At 61.8% G+C, this 16,432-nt stretch carries 14 protein-coding genes; 11 read left to right on the top strand and 3 right to left on the bottom strand.

Annotation, left to right across the window (positions count from 1 at the left end):
• Window position 1 precedes the first annotated feature (1 nt).
• Entirely contained in the window at window positions 2–1,738 is a 1,737-nt protein-coding gene (argS, locus tag KVG85_RS18390; protein WP_217864587.1) for an arginine--tRNA ligase, read from the bottom strand.
• On the opposite strand from argS, the gene KVG85_RS26085 reads away from it, so the two are divergent.
• Window positions 1,737–1,859 (top strand): hypothetical protein, encoded by a 123-nt coding sequence (locus tag KVG85_RS26085; RefSeq protein WP_016772057.1) that lies wholly within the window; start codon window positions 1,737–1,739, stop codon window positions 1,857–1,859. The two genes, argS and KVG85_RS26085, sit on opposite strands and share 2 nt — an antisense overlap.
• Before the next feature lie 119 nt (window positions 1,860–1,978).
• On the opposite strand, the gene KVG85_RS18385 is transcribed toward KVG85_RS26085, so the two are convergent.
• A complete protein-coding gene (locus KVG85_RS18385; RefSeq protein ID WP_217864586.1) occupies window positions 1,979–4,198 on the bottom strand; it encodes a primosomal protein N' in 2,220 nt (739 codons plus the stop codon).
• A gap of 284 nt (window positions 4,199–4,482) precedes the next feature.
• Here KVG85_RS18385 and rpmE point away from each other — a divergent pair, with 284 nt between their 5' ends.
• From rpmE to KVG85_RS18370, 3 genes are all read left to right on the top strand, one after another.
• Window positions 4,483–4,704: a 50S ribosomal protein L31 gene (gene rpmE / locus KVG85_RS18380; RefSeq protein WP_016772055.1), complete on the top strand. Its 222-nt coding sequence runs from the start codon at window positions 4,483–4,485 to the stop codon at window positions 4,702–4,704.
• A 41-nt stretch (window positions 4,705–4,745) separates the two neighbouring features.
• Entirely contained in the window at window positions 4,746–5,528 is a 783-nt protein-coding gene (locus KVG85_RS18375) for a thermonuclease family protein (protein ID WP_217864585.1), read from the top strand.
• A gap of 184 nt (window positions 5,529–5,712) precedes the next feature.
• Window positions 5,713–6,981 (top strand): malic enzyme-like NAD(P)-binding protein, encoded by a 1,269-nt coding sequence (locus tag KVG85_RS18370; RefSeq protein ID WP_016772053.1) that lies wholly within the window; start codon window positions 5,713–5,715, stop codon window positions 6,979–6,981.
• A gap of 128 nt (window positions 6,982–7,109) precedes the next feature.
• On the opposite strand, the gene KVG85_RS18365 is transcribed toward KVG85_RS18370, so the two are convergent.
• Window positions 7,110–9,554: a penicillin-binding protein 1A gene (locus KVG85_RS18365; RefSeq protein WP_437182202.1), complete on the bottom strand. Its 2,445-nt coding sequence runs from the start codon at window positions 9,552–9,554 to the stop codon at window positions 7,110–7,112.
• A 219-nt stretch (window positions 9,555–9,773) separates the two neighbouring features.
• Between KVG85_RS18365 and KVG85_RS18360 the strand changes: the two genes are divergently transcribed.
• The 7 genes from KVG85_RS18360 (at window position 9,774) to aroB (ending at window position 16,422) form a co-directional block, all read left to right on the top strand.
• Window positions 9,774–10,838: a pilus assembly protein PilM gene (locus KVG85_RS18360; protein WP_024011266.1), complete on the top strand. Its 1,065-nt coding sequence runs from the start codon at window positions 9,774–9,776 to the stop codon at window positions 10,836–10,838.
• Window positions 10,838–11,404: a PilN domain-containing protein gene (locus KVG85_RS18355; protein ID WP_217864584.1), complete on the top strand. Its 567-nt coding sequence runs from the start codon at window positions 10,838–10,840 to the stop codon at window positions 11,402–11,404. The genes KVG85_RS18360 and KVG85_RS18355 overlap by 1 nt, the downstream gene beginning before the upstream one ends.
• Window positions 11,401–12,024 carry a type 4a pilus biogenesis protein PilO gene (gene pilO / locus KVG85_RS18350; RefSeq protein WP_186567531.1) on the top strand — a complete coding sequence of 208 codons (624 nt, stop codon included), beginning with the start codon at window positions 11,401–11,403 and terminating at the stop codon, window positions 12,022–12,024. The genes KVG85_RS18355 and pilO overlap by 4 nt, the downstream gene beginning before the upstream one ends.
• Entirely contained in the window at window positions 12,021–12,545 is a 525-nt protein-coding gene (locus KVG85_RS18345; protein WP_122611069.1) for a pilus assembly protein PilP, read from the top strand. Before pilO ends, KVG85_RS18345 begins: the two co-directional genes overlap by 4 nt.
• A gap of 13 nt (window positions 12,546–12,558) precedes the next feature.
• A complete protein-coding gene (locus KVG85_RS18340; protein WP_217864583.1) occupies window positions 12,559–14,646 on the top strand; it encodes a type IV pilus secretin PilQ in 2,088 nt (695 codons plus the stop codon).
• Window positions 14,647–14,650: 4 nt separating this feature from the next.
• The gene (gene aroK / locus KVG85_RS18335; protein ID WP_024011270.1) at window positions 14,651–15,169 is read left to right on the top strand and encodes a shikimate kinase AroK; all 519 of its coding nucleotides are present in this window, start codon (window positions 14,651–14,653) and stop codon (window positions 15,167–15,169) included.
• A 152-nt stretch (window positions 15,170–15,321) separates the two neighbouring features.
• Window positions 15,322–16,422, top strand: coding sequence for a 3-dehydroquinate synthase (gene aroB, locus KVG85_RS18330; protein ID WP_217864582.1), 1,101 nt, complete (start codon window positions 15,322–15,324; stop codon window positions 16,420–16,422).
• The last annotated feature ends 10 nt before the right edge of the window (window positions 16,423–16,432 follow it).

The raw sequence follows: 16,432 nt of genomic DNA, 5'->3' as shown, positions 1-16,432 counted from the left end.
CTTACATACGCTCCAGAGTTTCCAGACCCAACAGCTCCAGGCCTTGCTTGAGGGTGCGACCGGTCAGTGCGGCCAGACGCAGACGACTCTGCATCTGCACCGGGGTGTCGGCGGCGAGGATCGGGCAGTTCTCGTAGAAGCTGGAGAACAGGCCGGCGACGTCGTACAGGTAGGTGCAGAGAATGTGCGGCGTGCCTTTTTCAGCCACGTTGTTCAGCACTTCGCCAAACTGCGCCAGCTTCGCCGCCAGCTCTTGCTCGTGCGCCGCTTCGAGGACGATCTGGCCGTCGACTTCGCTGAAGTCCTTGCCCAGTTTGCGGAACACACCGGCCACGCGGGTGTAGGCGTACAGCAGATACGGCGCGGTGTTGCCTTCGAAGTTGAGCATCAGGTCGAAGTTGAAGCTGTAGTCGCTGGTGCGATGCTTGGACAGGTCGGCGTATTTCACCGCGCCGATGCCGACGACCTTGGCGATGTTGCGCAACTCGTCTTCGGCCAGGGTCGGGTTCTTCTCTTTCACCAGGTTGTAGGCACGTTCCTGGGCTTCGGTGAGCAGGTCGATCAGCTTCACGGTGCCGCCATCACGGGTCTTGAACGGACGGCCATCGGCGCCGTTCATGGTACCGAAACCCATGTGTTCCATTTCCATCGGATGGGTGACGAAACCGGCCTTGCGCGCCACCGCGAAGACCTGCTGAAAGTGCAGGGCCTGGCGCTGGTCGACGAAATACAACGCGCGATCAGCCTTGAGCTTGCCGCTGCGGTAGCGCACGGCCGCCAGGTCAGTGGTGGCGTACAGGTAACCGCCATCGGCCTTGACGATGATCACCGGCAGCGGATCGCCATCGGCGTTCTTGAACTCGTCGAGGAACACGCACTGGGCGCCGTTGCTCTCGACCAGCATGCCGGCAGCCTTGAGATCGTTGACCACATTGATCAGGTCATCGTTATAGGCACTTTCGCCCATGACGTCGGCCATGGTCAGTTTGACGTTGAGCAGTTCGTAGATCTTCTGGCAGTGCGACAGCGAGATGTCCTTGAACTTGGTCCACAGCGCCAGGCATTCAGCGTCGCCAGCCTGCAACTTGACCACCAGGCCACGGGCGCGGTCGGCGAATTCTTCGGACTCGTCGAAACGCTGCTTGGCCGCACGGTAGAAGTTTTCCAGATCGGACAATTCGTCGCTGGTGATCGGGTTTTCCTGCAGATAAGCCATCAGCATGCCGAACTGAGTGCCCCAGTCGCCGACGTGATTCTGGCGGATCACTTCGTCGCCGAGGAACTCAAGCACGCGGGCCACGCCGTCGCCGATGATCGTCGAGCGCAAGTGGCCGACGTGCATCTCTTTGGCCAGGTTCGGCGCCGACAGATCGACCACGGTGCGCTGCGCCGGGCCGGCCTTGCGCACGCCGACACGGGCGTCGGCCAGCGCGGCGTCGAGGCGCGAGGCCAGGGTTTGGGTGTTCTGGAAGAAATTGATGAAGCCCGGGCCGGCGATTTCGGCCTTGGTGACGTTCTCGTCAGCGGGCAGGGCGGCGATGATTTTCTCCGCCAGATCGCGCGGCTTCATGCCGGCAGGCTTGGCCAGCATCATGGCGATGTTGCTGGCGAAGTCGCCGTGGGTCTTGTCGCGGGCGTTCTCCACCTGAATCGCCGGCGTCAGGCCTTCAGGCAACACACCTTCGTTGACGAGTTGGGTGAGGGCTTGCTGGATCAGCTGGCGAATGGTGTCTTTCATGGTCTTCTCTTTCGACCGCAAGCGCGGCGGGCGCATCGATGCGCGGGTGGAAAAACTGGGCATTATCCGTTGCGAAGACGGGCTTGCCAACCTTAGCAGGCAGGATGTGGATATGTGGTGACAAAAAGTCCGCTTTCGCGAGCAGGCTCGCTCCCACAAGGTTTTTGCGCAGGACACACAAGGTATGTACGGCGCTGATCCACTGTGGGAGCGAGCCTGCTCGCGAAAGCGATCTTCAGCTCAATACAGATCCACCGGATCAACATCCAGCGACCAGCGCACCGCCCGCCCGCTCGGCATCTGCTCCAGCACCAGCATCGAGCTGGCCAGCAGCCGGTGCAACGGCGCCCGCGCGGTCGCCTGCAACAACAGTTGCGCGCGATAACGCCCGGCGCGGCGCTCCATCGGTGCCGGCACCGGCCCGAGCAGCTCGATGCCGCTCAGATTCAATTCGGCCAGCAGGCGTTCGGCCGCGCTGCACGCTTCATCGAGAAAACCTTCCGCCTGCCCCGGCTTGTGCGCCTCGGCACGCAACAGCGCCAGATGGGCAAACGGCGGCAACCCGGCCGCGCGGCGTTCGCTCAAGGCTTGTTCGGCGAAGGCGAAATAACCCTGCTCGGTCAGTTGCACCAATAAAGGATGGTCGGCGAGGTGCGTCTGGATGATCACCTTGCCCGGCTCCTCAGCCCGCCCGGCGCGCCCGGCGACCTGCACGATCAACTGCGCCATGCGCTCGCTGGCGCGGAAGTCGCCGGAGAACAGGCCGCCGTCGGCATCCAGAATCGACACCAGCGTCACCCGGGGGAAGTGGTGCCCTTTGGCCAACATCTGCGTGCCGACCAGAATGCACGGCTGACCTTTCTGGATTGTCGCGAACAGCTGATTCATCGCGTCCTTGCGCGAGGTGCTGTCGCGATCGACGCGCAGTACCGGGTAATCCGGGAACAGAATCGCCAGACGTTCTTCGGCGCGTTCGGTACCGGCGCCGACCGGGCGCAGATCGACCTTGCTGCATTTCGGGCACTGGCGTGGCGTGCGCTCAACGTTGCCGCAGTGGTGACAGCGCAACTCGCCGTAACGCTGGTGCACGGTCATGCGCGCATCGCAGCGCGAGCACTCGGACATCCAGCCGCAATCGTGGCAGAGCAGGGTCGGGGCAAAGCCGCGCCGGTTGAGGAACACCAGCACCTGCTGACCGTTGGCGAGGGTCTGGCCGATGGCTTGCTGCATCGGCCCGGAAATACCGCTGTCGAGCGGACGGCTTTTGACGTCCAGACGCAGGAAGCGCGGTTGCTTGGCGCCGCCGGCGCGCTCGTTCAGGCGCAACAGGCCGTAGCGCCCCGTGTAAGCGTTGTGCAGACTTTCCAGCGACGGCGTGGCGGAGCCGAGCACGATCGGGATGTTTTCCTGCCGCGCGCGCACCAGCGCCAGATCGCGAGCGTGGTAGCGCAGACCTTCCTGCTGTTTATAGGAGCCGTCGTGTTCTTCATCGATGATGATCAGCCCGGGATTTTTCATCGGCGTGAACAGGGCCGAACGGGTGCCGATAATAATGTCGGCCTCGCCATCACGGGCGGCGAGCCAGGCTTCCAGGCGTTCGCGATCATTTACCGCCGAGTGCAGCAGGGCGATGCGCGCGTTGAAGCGCTGTTCGAAACGCGCCAGGGTTTGCGGGCCGAGGTTGATCTCCGGAATCAGCACCAAGGCTTGCTTGCCGGCTTCGAGGGTCTCGCGTATCAGCTGCAGATAGACTTCGGTCTTGCCGCTGCCGGTGACGCCGGCCAGGAGAAACGCGTGGTAACTGTCGAAGCCGGCGCGAATCGCTTCATACGCCGCGCGCTGTTCGCTGTTGAGCGGCAGCTCCGGTTGCGCCAGCCAATGTTCATGGCGAACGCCGGGGGCGTGGCGGCGGATTTCGACCTGCACCAGCCCCTTGGCCAGCAGCAGATCGAGGCTGTCCTTGCTCAGCATCAGTTTGCTCAACAACTGATGGGCGACGCCGTGGGGGTGCTGGGCCAGCGTGGTCAGCGCCTCGCGCTGGCGTGGCGCGCGGGCCACTCGCGGGTCGTCAACGCTGGCGCCCGGAGCAATCGACCAGAAGCGTTCCTGCCGGACCTCGGCCAGCTCGCCCTGACGCAGCAGCACCGGCAAGGCCCAGTTCAAGGTGTCGCCGAGGCTGTGCTGGTAATACTGCGCGGTCCACAGACACAGCTTGAACAGCGCTGGCGGCAGTGGCGAAGTCGTGTCGAGGAGGGCCAGCGCCGGCTTGAGTTTTTCTGCCGGCACTTCGCTGGTGTCGGTGACCTCGACCAGAATGCCGATCATCTCGCGCCGACCGAACGGCACCCGCAGGCGCATGCCCGGCTGCAATTGCTCGCGCCGCACCCCGGCCGGCGCCCGGTAATCGAACAGGCGGCGCAAAGGCGAAGGCAGGGCAAGGCGCAGAATGGCGTCGGGCACGCGGGGGGATCTCGATACGCAAAATGATCGGATATGCATGACCTGTGGAAGCGAGCCTGCTCGCGAAGGCGGTGGGTCAGGCAACACATGTGTCGACTGACCTGGCGTCTTCGCGAGCAGGCTCGCTCCCACAGGGAAGTGCGTTCAAGGCCGGGAGCCTAGCAGACGGTCGGTCTCGGTGACAGCTTGCGCGATTGAAAAGGTCTGGTAGAATCCGCGGCCTAATTACGTGCGGTATTCAACAATAGTGTTGGGTGGCGGCACGCTAGCCTGAGGAAGACACCATGAAAGCCGAAATCCATCCGAACTACCCGGAAATCGCTGTTACCTGCAGCTGCGGTAACAAGTTCGAAACTCGTTCGACCTACGGCAAAGCCCTGGCGATCGACGTTTGCAACGAATGCCACCCGTTCTACACCGGTAAGCAGAAGACTCTGGACACCGGCGGCCGCGTGCAGAAGTTCGCAGACCGTTTCGCTACTTTCGGCGTCGGCAAAAAAGCCTGAGGCTGATCATTTTGGAAGGTCGCTTCGACTGCTCCAGACTGATGAAAAAGGCGTCCCTTGCGGGCGCCTTTTTTGTGTCTGCGATTTGGCTGTCCGCCGCCCAGGCGTTCTGCCCGGCACCCGGAGGGCTGACCAGCGTTTCCGTGCAGCGAGTGGTCGATGGCGACACCCTGCGCCTGAGCGATGGCCGCAGCGTGCGCATGATCGGCCTCAATACGCCGGAGCTGGGCAAGCAGGGCCGCAGCGACGAGCCCTTCGCCGTGGCAGCGCGCAAACGCCTGCAAGCGCTGGTGGATGACAGCGGCGGCCGGGTCGGTCTGCGGCCCGGCAAGCAGGCGAAAGACCATTACGGGCGTACGCTGGCGCATGTTTACAGTGTCAGCGGTGCCAATCTCGAAGCGCAGATGCTTGCCGCTGGCCTGGGTTTTCAGGTCGCGGTGGCGCCGAACATCGATCTGGTCGCCTGCCAGCAGGCCGCCGAACGCAGCGCGCGACAGGCCGGGCTTGGTCTCTGGCGGCAATCGCCGGTCCAGAAAGCGCAGCAGATCCAGCGTTCGGGCTTCGCCATAGTCAGCGGTCGGGTGAGCAAGGTGCAGCGCAATCGCGGCGGAATCTGGATCGAGTTGCAGGACACGCTTGTATTGCGGGTTGCACCCAATCTGCTCGGACAATTTGACAGTGCTGGTTTGCAAGCATTGAAAGGCATGCAGATCGAGGCGCGTGGCTGGGTGGTTGACCGATCCCGGCGCGGTGGTCTGCAAAAAGGTCAGGCGCGCTGGTTGCTGCCGTTGACCGATCCTTCGATGCTGCACGTACCGCGCTGAAGAAAAATTGTAGACATTTTTACGGCTGATTGTGAACAGTCCAGCCCTTGTGCGCCGTGGCTCTTGGCCCAAAGTCGTAGGGCAGGGCGCTTGACAGCGGTGACTGCCCAGTCTTGTGGGGACTTTGCGAGGCGCGTATCCTCGCTGACCAGTCTGTCCAACAGTAAAAAAGCGGAATGCCAAAATGTCTGATCTGAAAACTGCCGCTCTCGAATACCACGCCAATCCTCGTCCGGGGAAGCTGAGTGTCGAGCTCACCAAGGCCACTGCTACCGCCCGCGACCTGTCGCTGGCCTACAGCCCCGGCGTAGCTGAACCAGTGCGCGAGATCGCTCGCGATCCTGAACTGGCCTACAAATACACCGGCAAGGGCAACCTGGTGGCAGTCATTTCCGACGGCACCGCGATTCTCGGCCTGGGCAACCTCGGCCCGTTGGCTTCCAAGCCTGTAATGGAAGGCAAAGGCGTGCTGTTCAAGCGTTTCGCCGGCATCGACGTATTCGACATCGAAGTCGACTCCGAAAGCCCGCAAGCCTTCATCGACACCGTCAAGCGCATCTCCATCACCTTCGGTGGCATCAACCTGGAAGACATCAAGGCGCCTGAGTGCTTTGAGATCGAACGCGCTCTGATCGAGCAGTGCGATATTCCGGTGTTCCACGATGACCAGCACGGCACCGCGATCGTGACCGCTGCCGGTATGATCAACGCCCTGGAGATCGCTGGCAAAACCCTGCCGGAAGCGAAGATTGTCTGCCTCGGCGCCGGTGCTGCCGCCATCTCCTGCATGAAACTGCTGGTAAGCATGGGCGCTCGCATCGAAAACATCTTCATGGTTGACCGTACCGGCGTAATTCACTCCGGCCGTGACGACCTGAACCAGTACAAAGCCGTATTCGCCCACGCCACCGAGAAGCGCACCCTGGCAGACGCACTGGCCGGCGCTGACGTATTCGTCGGTCTGTCCGGTCCGAACCTGCTGAGCGCCGAAGGCCTGTTGTCGATGGCGGCCAACCCGATCGTCTTCGCCTGCTCCAACCCGGATCCGGAAATCTCCCCGGAACTGGCGCACGCCACCCGTAGCGACGTGATCATGGCCACCGGCCGTTCGGACTACCCGAACCAGGTCAACAACGTGCTGGGCTTCCCGTTCATCTTCCGTGGTGCCCTGGACGTTCGCGCCAAGCGCATCAACGAAGAAATGAAAGTCGCCGCCGCCAACGCCCTGCGCGAACTGGCCAAACTGCCTGTTCCACAGGACGTGTGCGATGCCTACGGCGGTGCTCCGCTGGAATTCGGCCGTGAGTACATCATTCCGAAACCAATGGACAAGCGCCTGATCACCCTGATCTCCGACGCCGTGGCCAAGGCTGCGATCGAGACCGGCGTGGCCACCCTGCCGTATCCGAAGAACTACCCGCTGAAAAGCGTGGATGACGTGTTCAACGGTTAAAAGCAGCCGCCCATAAAAAAACCCAGCCTGGTGCTGGGTTTTTTTATGGGCTACAAGCTACAAGCTGCAAGCGTGCATCGTTCGCGCTTTTGCTTGCCGCTTGTAGCTTGGCGCTTGCAGCTGCTCCCCTAGAACAGATCGATCGGCGCCTGCTCATCCGCCGGCAGCGGGCTGCCCGGTACGGCGCCGTTGCCCAGCTCGTTCACCGATGGCGGCGTGTCTTCGGCCTTGAACAGTTCGAAGTACGCACCCGGTGTGCTCGGTGTTGCTGCACGGCCGCTGACCGGATCCACCCGCAGGCTGAGCAGACCTTCTGGCTCAGGCTGCACATGCGGCGGCTTGTCTTTCAGCGCGGCCGACATGTAATTCATCCAGATCGGCAGCGCCACGGTGCCACCGAACTCACGGCGACCGAGGCTTTCCGGCTGGTCGAAACCGGTCCATACCGTGGTGACGTAATCAGCGTTGTAACCGGAGAACCAGGCATCTTTCGATTCGTTGGTGGTACCGGTCTTGCCGGCGATGTCGCTGCGGCCCATGGCCAGTGCACGGCGGCCGGTGCCGAGTTTGATTACGTCCTGCAGCATGCTGTTGAGGATGTAGGTGGTACGTCCATCGACAATCCGCTCGGCCACGGCCGGCGCTTGCGGCACTGCCGGATTGCCGGGCGCTTCACCGGCAACTGGTGTGGCGTTGACCGTGAACGACTCGGTAGCCGGCGCAGCGATACCGTCGGTCGCCGCACCACCCTGTGGCACGGTCGGCGGGTTGGCGACGAACAGCGTGTCGCCGTTACGGCTTTCGATCTTGTCGATGATGTACGGGGTGATCTTGTAGCCGCCGTTGGCAAAGGTGCTCCAGCCAGTGGCGATTTCCATCGGCGTCAGCGTTGCGGTGCCGAGTGCCAGCGACAGGTTCGGCGGCAGGTCCTGCTTGTTGAAGCCGAAGCGGGTGATGTAGTCGATGGTCTTGCCCACGCCCATGGCCTGCAACAGGCGGATCGACACCAGGTTGCGCGACTTGTACAGCGCTTCACGCAGGCGGATCGGGCCGAGGAAAGTGTTGGTGTCGTTCTTCGGTCGCCAGACCTTGTCCAGGTACTCGTCGACGAACACGATCGGCGCATCGTTGACCAGGCTGGCAGCGGTGTAGCCATTATCCAGCGCGGCACTGTAAACGAACGGCTTGAAGCTCGAACCAGGCTGACGCTTGGCCTGCATGGCGCGGTTGTAGTTGCTCTGCTCGAAAGCGAAGCCACCCACCAGCGAACGGATCGCGCCGTTCTGCGGATCCAGCGACACCAGTGCGCCCTGAGCCTGGGGAATCTGGCTGAATTTCAGCGAATTGTCGGTCTGGCGCTGCACGCGGATCAGATCACCGACCTGCGCGACATCCGACGGCTGGCGTGGGTTGGCGCCCATGCTGTTGGTATTGAGGAACGGTCGCGCCCATTTCATCGTGTCCCAGGCAACGTGCTCTTCACCGGTGCGGGTCAACACTTGCAGGCCGGTTTTATCGACTTGGGTAACGATCGCAGGTTCGAGGCTGCTGATGGTGCGCTGCTTGGTCAGTTCGCTGGCCCACGCTTCGCGGGTCTTGCCCGGCAGGCGCGACTCGGGGCCACGGTAGCCGTGGCGCTGGTCGTAAGTCATCAAGCCTTCGTGCAGTGCGGTGTTGGCCATTTCCTGCAGATTGCTTGGCACCGTGGTGGTGACACGGAAGCCTTCGGTGTAGGCCTCGCTGCCATAACGACCGACCATTTCGGCACGGGCCATTTCGGCGATGTACGGTGCGTTCACTTCCGGGGTCGGCACGTGGTAGCTGGCGTTCAGCGGCTCGTTGATCGCCGCGGTGTAGTCGGCTTCGCTGATCTTGCCCAGCTTGTACATGCGCCCGAGGATCCAGTCGCGGCGTTCTTTGCTGCGTGCCGGGTTGGCCAGCGGGTTGAAGCGCGACGGAGCTTTTGGCAGACCGGCGATCATCGCCATCTGCGCGAGGCTGATGTCACGGATCGATTTGCCGTAATACACCTGCGCCGCGGCTTCGATGCCGTAGGCGCGGTTACCCAGGTAGATCTTGTTGACGTACAGCTCCAGGATCTCGTCCTTGGTCAGTTGCCGTTCGATCTGCAGGGCCAGCAGGATTTCCGTGGTTTTGCGCGAGAAGCTGCGCTCGCTGGTGAGGAAGAAGTTCTTCGCCACCTGCATGGTGATGGTGCTGCCGCCGGACTGAATGTGCCCACTCTTGACCAATTGCGTTGCCGCGCGCATCAGGCTGCTCGGGTCGACGCCATAGTGGTTGGCAAAATTGTCGTCTTCAGCACTTAGTAACGCATTGATGAAATTGGGCGGAATGTCGGCGAAACGGATCGGTGTACGGCGCATTTCGCCAAATTCTGCGATCAACTTGTTGTCGCTACTGTAGACGCGCAGAGGAATCTGCAACTGAATGCTTCTCAGCGCCTCCACAGACGGCAAACCCGGACTAAGGTAAAGAAAGGCGCCGCTGAGACCTAAGAGCAGTCCGCAGAAAACGGCGACGATGGACCAACCGAAAAATTTCAGCAGACGAATCAAGGCTTTTGGACATCCAGGGCAAAGAATGAATTTGGCACGGGGCTGCGGTTACACACAGAGCCATCCGCGCGGGCAGTAAAAAGCGGAAAAAATCGCTGGGCATTATAAGCACTTTTCCGTCGGAGGCGTCATTGGCGCTTCTGTCAAGACGGGGGTGAAGGAACGCAATGCGTATTACAGAGTCCGTAACTCACGGAAAGTCATAGGGAATTGGTAGTGCTGGGACTCTTCAATAAAAAGACCAATGCGTTACTGGGGATCGACATCAGCTCCACGTCGGTGAAGCTGCTGGAATTGAGCCGTCAGGGCGAGCGCTACCGGGTCGAGGCCTACGCGGTGGAGCCGTTGCCGGCGAACGCTGTGGTCGAAAAGAACATCGCCGAACTCGAGGGCGTTGGCCAGGCACTGAGCCGCCTGCTGGTCAAGGCGCGTACCGGGGTCAAGAGCGTGGCGGTGGCAGTGGCGGGTTCGGCGGTGATCACCAAGGTCATCGAGATGGACGCCGGGCTGTCCGACGACGAACTGGAAAACCAGCTCAAGATCGAGGCCGACCAATACATTCCCTATCCGCTGGACGAAGTCGCCATCGACTTTGAAGTCCAGGGCGTCTCGCCGCGCAACCCGGAACGGGTCAACGTGCTGCTTGCCGCCTGTCGCAAGGAAAACGTCGAGGTGCGTGAAGCGGCGCTGGCGCTCGCCGGCCTGACCGCGCGGGTGGTGGATGTCGAGGCCTACGCGCTGGAGCGCTCGTTCGGCCTGCTGGCAACGCATCTGGCGGCCTCCCAGGAGCGCCTGACCGTGGCAGTGGTCGACATCGGTGCGACCATGACCACTCTCAGCGTCCTGCACAACGGCAAGATCATCTATACCCGCGAGCAATTGTTCGGCGGACGCCAGCTCACCGAGGAGATCCAGCGCCGCTACGGCCTCACGGTCGAACAGGCGGGCCTGGCGAAAAAGCAGGGCGGGCTGCCTGACGATTACGTCAGCGAGGTCCTGCAGCCATTTCGCGAGGCGCTGGTGCAGCAAGTCTCGCGCTCGCTGCAGTTCTTCTTCGCCTCCGGCCAGTACAACGCGGTCGACCATATCCTGCTGGCCGGCGGCACCGCCTCGGTGCCCGGCCTGGACCGTCTGATCGAACAGCGTCTGGACACGCCGACGCAGGTCGCCAATCCATTCGCCGACATGGCCTTGGGCAGCAAGGTCAACGCCGGAGCGCTGGCCAGCGACGCGCCAGCCTTGATGATTGCCTGCGGGCTCGCGCTCAGGAGTTTCGACTGATGGCGCGGATCAACCTTCTCCCCTGGCGCGAGGAGCGCCGCGAAGAACGGCGCAAACGCTTTCTGCTGGTGCTGATCGGCGTGCTGGCCGGCTCTATCGGCGCGGTGCTGATTGCCGACCAGATCATCACCGCAGCCATCGATCGGCAAATGGCGCGCAACGATTACATCGGCAAACAGATCGCCGTGGTCGACGAACGCATCAAGCAGATCAGCGAGCTCAAGGCGCGCCGCCAGCAACTGGTCGAGCGCATGCGCATCATCCAGGACCTGCAGGGCAACCGGCAGATCAGCGGGCGAATCTTCGATCAGTTGGCGCGCACGTTGCCGGACGGCGTGTATTTCACCGATGTGAAAATGGCCGGCAAGACCTTGTCCATCAGTGGCGCGGCGGAGTCGAACAACCGGGTCTCCGAGCTGATGCGCAATCTCGACGCGTCCGACTGGTTCGACGCGCCGAGCCTGAATGAGGTCAAGGCCACCAGCGCCGATCAGGTAGAGCAGGCCAACATCTTCCAGCTGACCGTTCGTCAGACCCAGCCCAAGGTTGTGGAGGACGAGCAATGAAAGCCTCCGAGTGGCTGCAGGGCCTGCGCAGCATCGATTTCAACGACCTCGACACCAGCAACATCGGCTCCTGGCCACCGGCAGTGAAAACCCTGTGCGGTGCGCTGGTGATGGTGTTGATCCTCGCGCTCGGCTATTACTTCTTTATCAGCGATATGGAAAATCAGCTCGACCTCAAGCGCGAAGAAGAAATCACCCTCAAGGAACAATTCGCCAGCAAGGCGCGGCTGTCGGCGAACCTTGAGCTCTATACCCAGCAAATGAAGGAAATGGAAAACACCTTCGGCGTGCTGCTGCGGCAATTGCCCAGCGACACCGAAGTGCCGGGCCTGCTCGAAGATATCACCCGCACTGGTCTGGGCAGCGGCCTGGAATTCGAGGAAATCAAGCTGCTGCCGGAAGTGACCCAGCCGTTCTACATCGAACTGCCGATCCAGATCACCGTAACCGGTGCCTATCACGACCTCGCGACCTTCGTCAGCGGCGTCGCCGGCCTGCCACGGATTGTCACTCTGCACGATTTCGAACTGGCGCCGGCCAATCCCGAAGGCGGGACGAAGCTGCGCATGAGTATTCTTGCCAAGACGTACCGCTATAACGACAAGGGGCTGGAGAAATGACCCCGATTCGTTATCTCGTCCTGCCCATGATGCTGGCGTTGAGCGGCTGCGGTGGCGGCGATGACTTCAGCGACCTCGATGCTTACCTCAACGAAGTGCGCCTGCGCCCGGCGGGCAAGATTGAACCAACGCCGACATTCCGGTCTTACCCCACATTCACTTACAGCGCCGCCAACCTGCGCAGTCCGTTTTCGCGGCAGGCGCGGGTCGATCTGGCCGGGCAGAAGCATGGGTCGCGCAACGTCAAACCCGACCCCAACCGCGTCAAGCAATACCTTGAAGGGTTCAATATCGAGCAGTTCGAAATGGTTGGCACGATCGCCAATGCCTCGGGCTCGTTCGCGCTGCTGCGCGGCGCGGGCGGGGTGCACCGCCTCAAGGTCGGCGACTATCTGGGCCGCAACGACGGCCGTATTGTCGCCATCAGCGCCACTCAGGTCGATGTCGTCGAGATCGTGCCCGACGGCGCCGGCGCCTGGCTGGAGCGGCCGCGCACCATTCCTTTGAAAGAGCACTCATAGTGGAAGTCGAACAATGAACAGGATTTTCTCCACCCTCGGTTTTTCGCTATGGATAGCGCTGTTGTCACCGATGGTAATGGCGGCCAGTCTGAAAGCGCTGGATGTTGCCGCGCTGCCGGGTGACCGCGTCGAACTGAAGCTGTCGTTCGACGGCCCGCCACCGCAGCCCAAGGGCTACACAACCGAGTCGCCGGCGCGCATTGCACTGGATCTGCCGGGCGTGACCAGCCAATTGGCCAACAGTAATCTTGATCTGGGCAGCGGCAACGCGCGCACGGCCACGGTGGCCGAAGCCAAGGATCGCACGCGGCTGATTGTCAGCCTGACGCAGTTGGCGCCTTACAGCACGCGGGTCGAGGGCAATAATCTGTTTGTGGTGGTCGGTCAGGGCGCTTCCGCGACTGCGCCGCGCCCGGCTGCCGTGGCACCGCGTGCCGCCACGGCCGCCACGGCCGCTGCGGCACCTGCCAGACCAGCCGCGCAACGCAGCAGGGCGATTCGCGGCGTCGATTTCCAGCGCGGCACCGAGGGCGAGGGCAACGTAGTCATCGACCTCTCTGATCCGACCATCGCCCCGGATATCCAGGAGCACGATGGCAAGATCATCCTCAGCTTCGCCCGCACGCAATTGCCGGAAAAGCTGCGCGTGCGCCTCGACGTCAAGGACTTCGCCACGCCGGTGCAGTTCGTCAACGCAGCGCTCACCGGCGATCGCACGGTGATCAGTGTCGAGCCCAGCGGCACCTTCGACTACTCCACGTTTCAGACCGACAACAAGCTCACCGTCAGCGTTCGGCCGATGAGCATCGACGACCTGCAAAAGCGCAACGCCGACCGTCAGGCCTATGTCGGCGACAAGCTCTCGCTGAATTTTCAGGACATCGACGTGCGCTCGGTGCTGCAACTGATCGCGGACTTCACCAATCTCAATCTGGTGGCGAGCGATACGGTGCAGGGCGGTATCACCTTGCGCCTGCAGAACGTGCCGTGGGATCAGGCGCTGGATCTGGTGCTGAAAACCAAGGGGCTGGACAAGCGCAAGATCGGCAACGTGCTGCTGGTCGCGCCGGCCGATGAAATTGCCGCTCGCGAGCGTCAGGAACTGGAATCGCAGAAGCAGATCGCCGAGCTGGCGCCCCTGCGTCGCGAGCTGCTGCAAGTCAATTACGCCAAGGCGGCGGACATCGCCAAGCTGTTCCAGTCGGTGACCAGTGCCGAGGCCAAGGTCGATGAGCGCGGTTCGATTACCGTCGATGAGCGAACCAACAACATCATTGCCTACCAGACCCAGGATCGCCTCGACGAACTCCGGCGGATCGTCGCGCAGCTGGATATTCCGGTCCGCCAGGTGATGATCGAGGCGCGCATCGTTGAGGCCAACGTCGATTACGACAAGAGCCTGGGCGTGCGCTGGGGCGGTTCGGTGCAGAACAAGGGCAACTGGAACGCCTCCGGGGTCAACGGTTCGTCGAGCACTATCGGTACGCCGGGCAGCACCGGCACCAACTCGCCGTTCGTCGACATGGGCACGGTCAATAACACTTCGGGGATCGGCATCGCATTCATCACCGACAACGTGCTGCTGGATCTCGAACTGACGGCGATGGAAAAGACCGGCAACGGCGAAATCGTCTCGCAGCCGAAGGTGGTCACCTCGGACAAGGAAACCGCGAAGATCCTCAAAGGCACCGAGATTCCCTATCAGGAGGCCAGCTCCAGCGGCGCGACCTCGGTGTCGTTCAAGGAGGCCTCGCTGTCGCTGGAAGTCACTCCGCAGATCACTCCGGACAACCGCATCATCATGGAGGTCAAGGTCACCAAGGATGAGCCGGACTACCTGAACAAAGTGCAGGATGTGCCGCCGATCAAGAAAAACGAGGTCAACGCCAAGGTGCTGGTAAATGACGGCGAGACCATCGTAATCGGCGGTGTTTTTTCAAATACTCAAAGCAAGGTCGTAGATAAGGTGCCATTTCTTGGCGATGTGCCGTATCTTGGCCGCCTTTTCCGGCGTGATGTGGTTTCGGAGAAAAAATCCGAGCTGCTGGTATTTCTCACTCCGCGTATCATGAATAACCAGGCGATTGCTGTGAGTCGTTGATTCTGTGCGAAATTTGATACTTGTAGGACCGATGGGTGCTGGCAAAAGCACCATCGGCCGATTGCTGGCCAAAGAGCTGCGCCTGCCGTTCAAGGATTCCGACAAGGAAATTGAGCTGCGCACGGGTGCCAATATCCCATGGATCTTCGACAAGGAAGGCGAGCCGGGCTTTCGTGACCGTGAGCAGGCGATGATCGCCGAGCTGTGCGCGTTCGATGGCGTGGTGCTGGCGACCGGCGGCGGCGCAGTGATGCGTGATGCCAATCGCAAGGCCCTGCATGAAGGCGGGCGCGTGGTGTATCTGCACGCCTCCGTCGAGCAGCAGGTGGGCCGCACCTCCCGCGATCGCAATCGGCCGCTGCTGCGCACCGCCGATCCGGCGAAAACCCTGCGCGACCTGCTCGAAATCCGTGATCCGCTTTATCGGGAAATCGCCGATCTGGTGGTGGAAACCGACGAGCGGCCGCCACGCATGGTGGTGCTCGACATTCTGGACCGTCTCGCGCAGTTGCCACCCCGTTAAAGCATCGACGGAAATGCGCTATCCTCGGCGTCCTGTCAGCGTCCGCCGAGGGTGTGGCGGATGCCGGGCGAGCGGCGTCATACCGCTACAGGCCGCAGAACACCAATAATTTCAGGGCAGGATGCCTGCTTCCATCTTCACTGTGGGGACACATGCAGACACTCAAGGTCGATCTAGGCGAGCGCAGCTACCCGATTCATATTGGCGAAGGTCTGTTGGATCAGGCGGAACTGCTGGCGCCGCATATCCACGGGCGGCAGGTGGCAATCATCTCCAACGAAACCGTCGCGCCGCTCTATCTCGAACGTCTGACCCGCAGCCTTGCGCAGTTCTCGGTGATCTCGGTGGTGTTGCCTGATGGCGAAGCCTTCAAGAACTGGGAAACCCTGCAACTGATTTTCGACGGTCTGCTGACCGCCCGTCATGACCGCCGCACCACCGTGATCGCCTTGGGCGGCGGGGTGATCGGCGACATGGCCGGCTTCGCTGCCGCCTGCTATCAGCGCGGTGTCGATTTCATCCAGATTCCTACCACACTGCTGTCGCAGGTCGATTCCTCGGTCGGCGGCAAGACCGGCATCAACCATCCGCAGGGCAAGAACATGGTCGGCGCGTTCTATCAGCCGAACGTGGTGCTGATCGATACCGCATCGCTGAAAACCCTGCCGGAGCGTGAGTTGTCGGCGGGCCTGGCGGAAGTCATCAAGTACGGTCTGATCTGCGACGAGCCGTTCCTGACCTGGCTGGAAGAAAACGTCGACGCTCTGCGCGCGCTGGATCAAACCGCGCTGACCTATGCGATCGAGCGTTCCTGCGCGGCCAAGGCTGCGGTGGTCGGTGCCGATGAAAAGGAAACCGGCGTGCGCGCCACGCTCAACCTCGGCCACACCTTCGGCCACGCCATCGAAACCCACATGGGCTATGGTGTCTGGCTGCATGGCGAGGCGGTGGCGGCTGGTACCGTGATGGCGCTGGAAATGTCCGCGCGCCTGGGCTGGATCAGCGAACAGGAGCGTGATCGCGGCATTCGTCTGTTCCAGCGTGCCGGCTTGCCGGTCATTCCGCCTGAAGAGATGCACGAAGCCGATTTTCTCCAACATATGGCAATTGATAAAAAAGTGATCGACGGTCGTCTGCGCCTGGTGCTGCTGCGCCGGATGGGCGAAGCGGTAGTGACCGACGATTATCCGAAAGAGGTTCTACAGGCCACGCTGGGAGCGGATTACCGCGCCCTGGCTCAGCTTAAAGGTTAAAACGATTCCG

It is taken from the genome of Pseudomonas triticicola (genome assembly GCF_019145375.1).
Taxonomy (GTDB): domain Bacteria; phylum Pseudomonadota; class Gammaproteobacteria; order Pseudomonadales; family Pseudomonadaceae; genus Aquipseudomonas; species Aquipseudomonas triticicola.
This window is presented reverse-complemented; position numbering and strand designations above follow the sequence as displayed.

Coding starts and splice junctions, on each gene's coding strand:
- pilO (WP_186567531.1), top strand. CDS start 11,401: ATGAAAGCCTCCGAGTGGCTGCAGGGCCTGCGCAGCATCGATTTCAAC.
- rpmE (WP_016772055.1), top strand. CDS start 4,483: ATGAAAGCCGAAATCCATCCGAACTACCCGGAAATCGCTGTTACCTGC.
- KVG85_RS18375 (WP_217864585.1), top strand. CDS start 4,746: ATGAAAAAGGCGTCCCTTGCGGGCGCCTTTTTTGTGTCTGCGATTTGG.
- KVG85_RS18355 (WP_217864584.1), top strand. CDS start 10,838: ATGGCGCGGATCAACCTTCTCCCCTGGCGCGAGGAGCGCCGCGAAGAA.
- aroB (WP_217864582.1), top strand. CDS start 15,322: ATGCAGACACTCAAGGTCGATCTAGGCGAGCGCAGCTACCCGATTCAT.
- KVG85_RS18345 (WP_122611069.1), top strand. CDS start 12,021: ATGACCCCGATTCGTTATCTCGTCCTGCCCATGATGCTGGCGTTGAGC.
- argS (WP_217864587.1), bottom strand. CDS start 1,738: ATGAAAGACACCATTCGCCAGCTGATCCAGCAAGCCCTCACCCAACTC.
- KVG85_RS18340 (WP_217864583.1), top strand. CDS start 12,559: ATGAACAGGATTTTCTCCACCCTCGGTTTTTCGCTATGGATAGCGCTG.
- KVG85_RS26085 (WP_016772057.1), top strand. CDS start 1,737: ATGGTCTTCTCTTTCGACCGCAAGCGCGGCGGGCGCATCGATGCGCGG.
- KVG85_RS18370 (WP_016772053.1), top strand. CDS start 5,713: ATGTCTGATCTGAAAACTGCCGCTCTCGAATACCACGCCAATCCTCGT.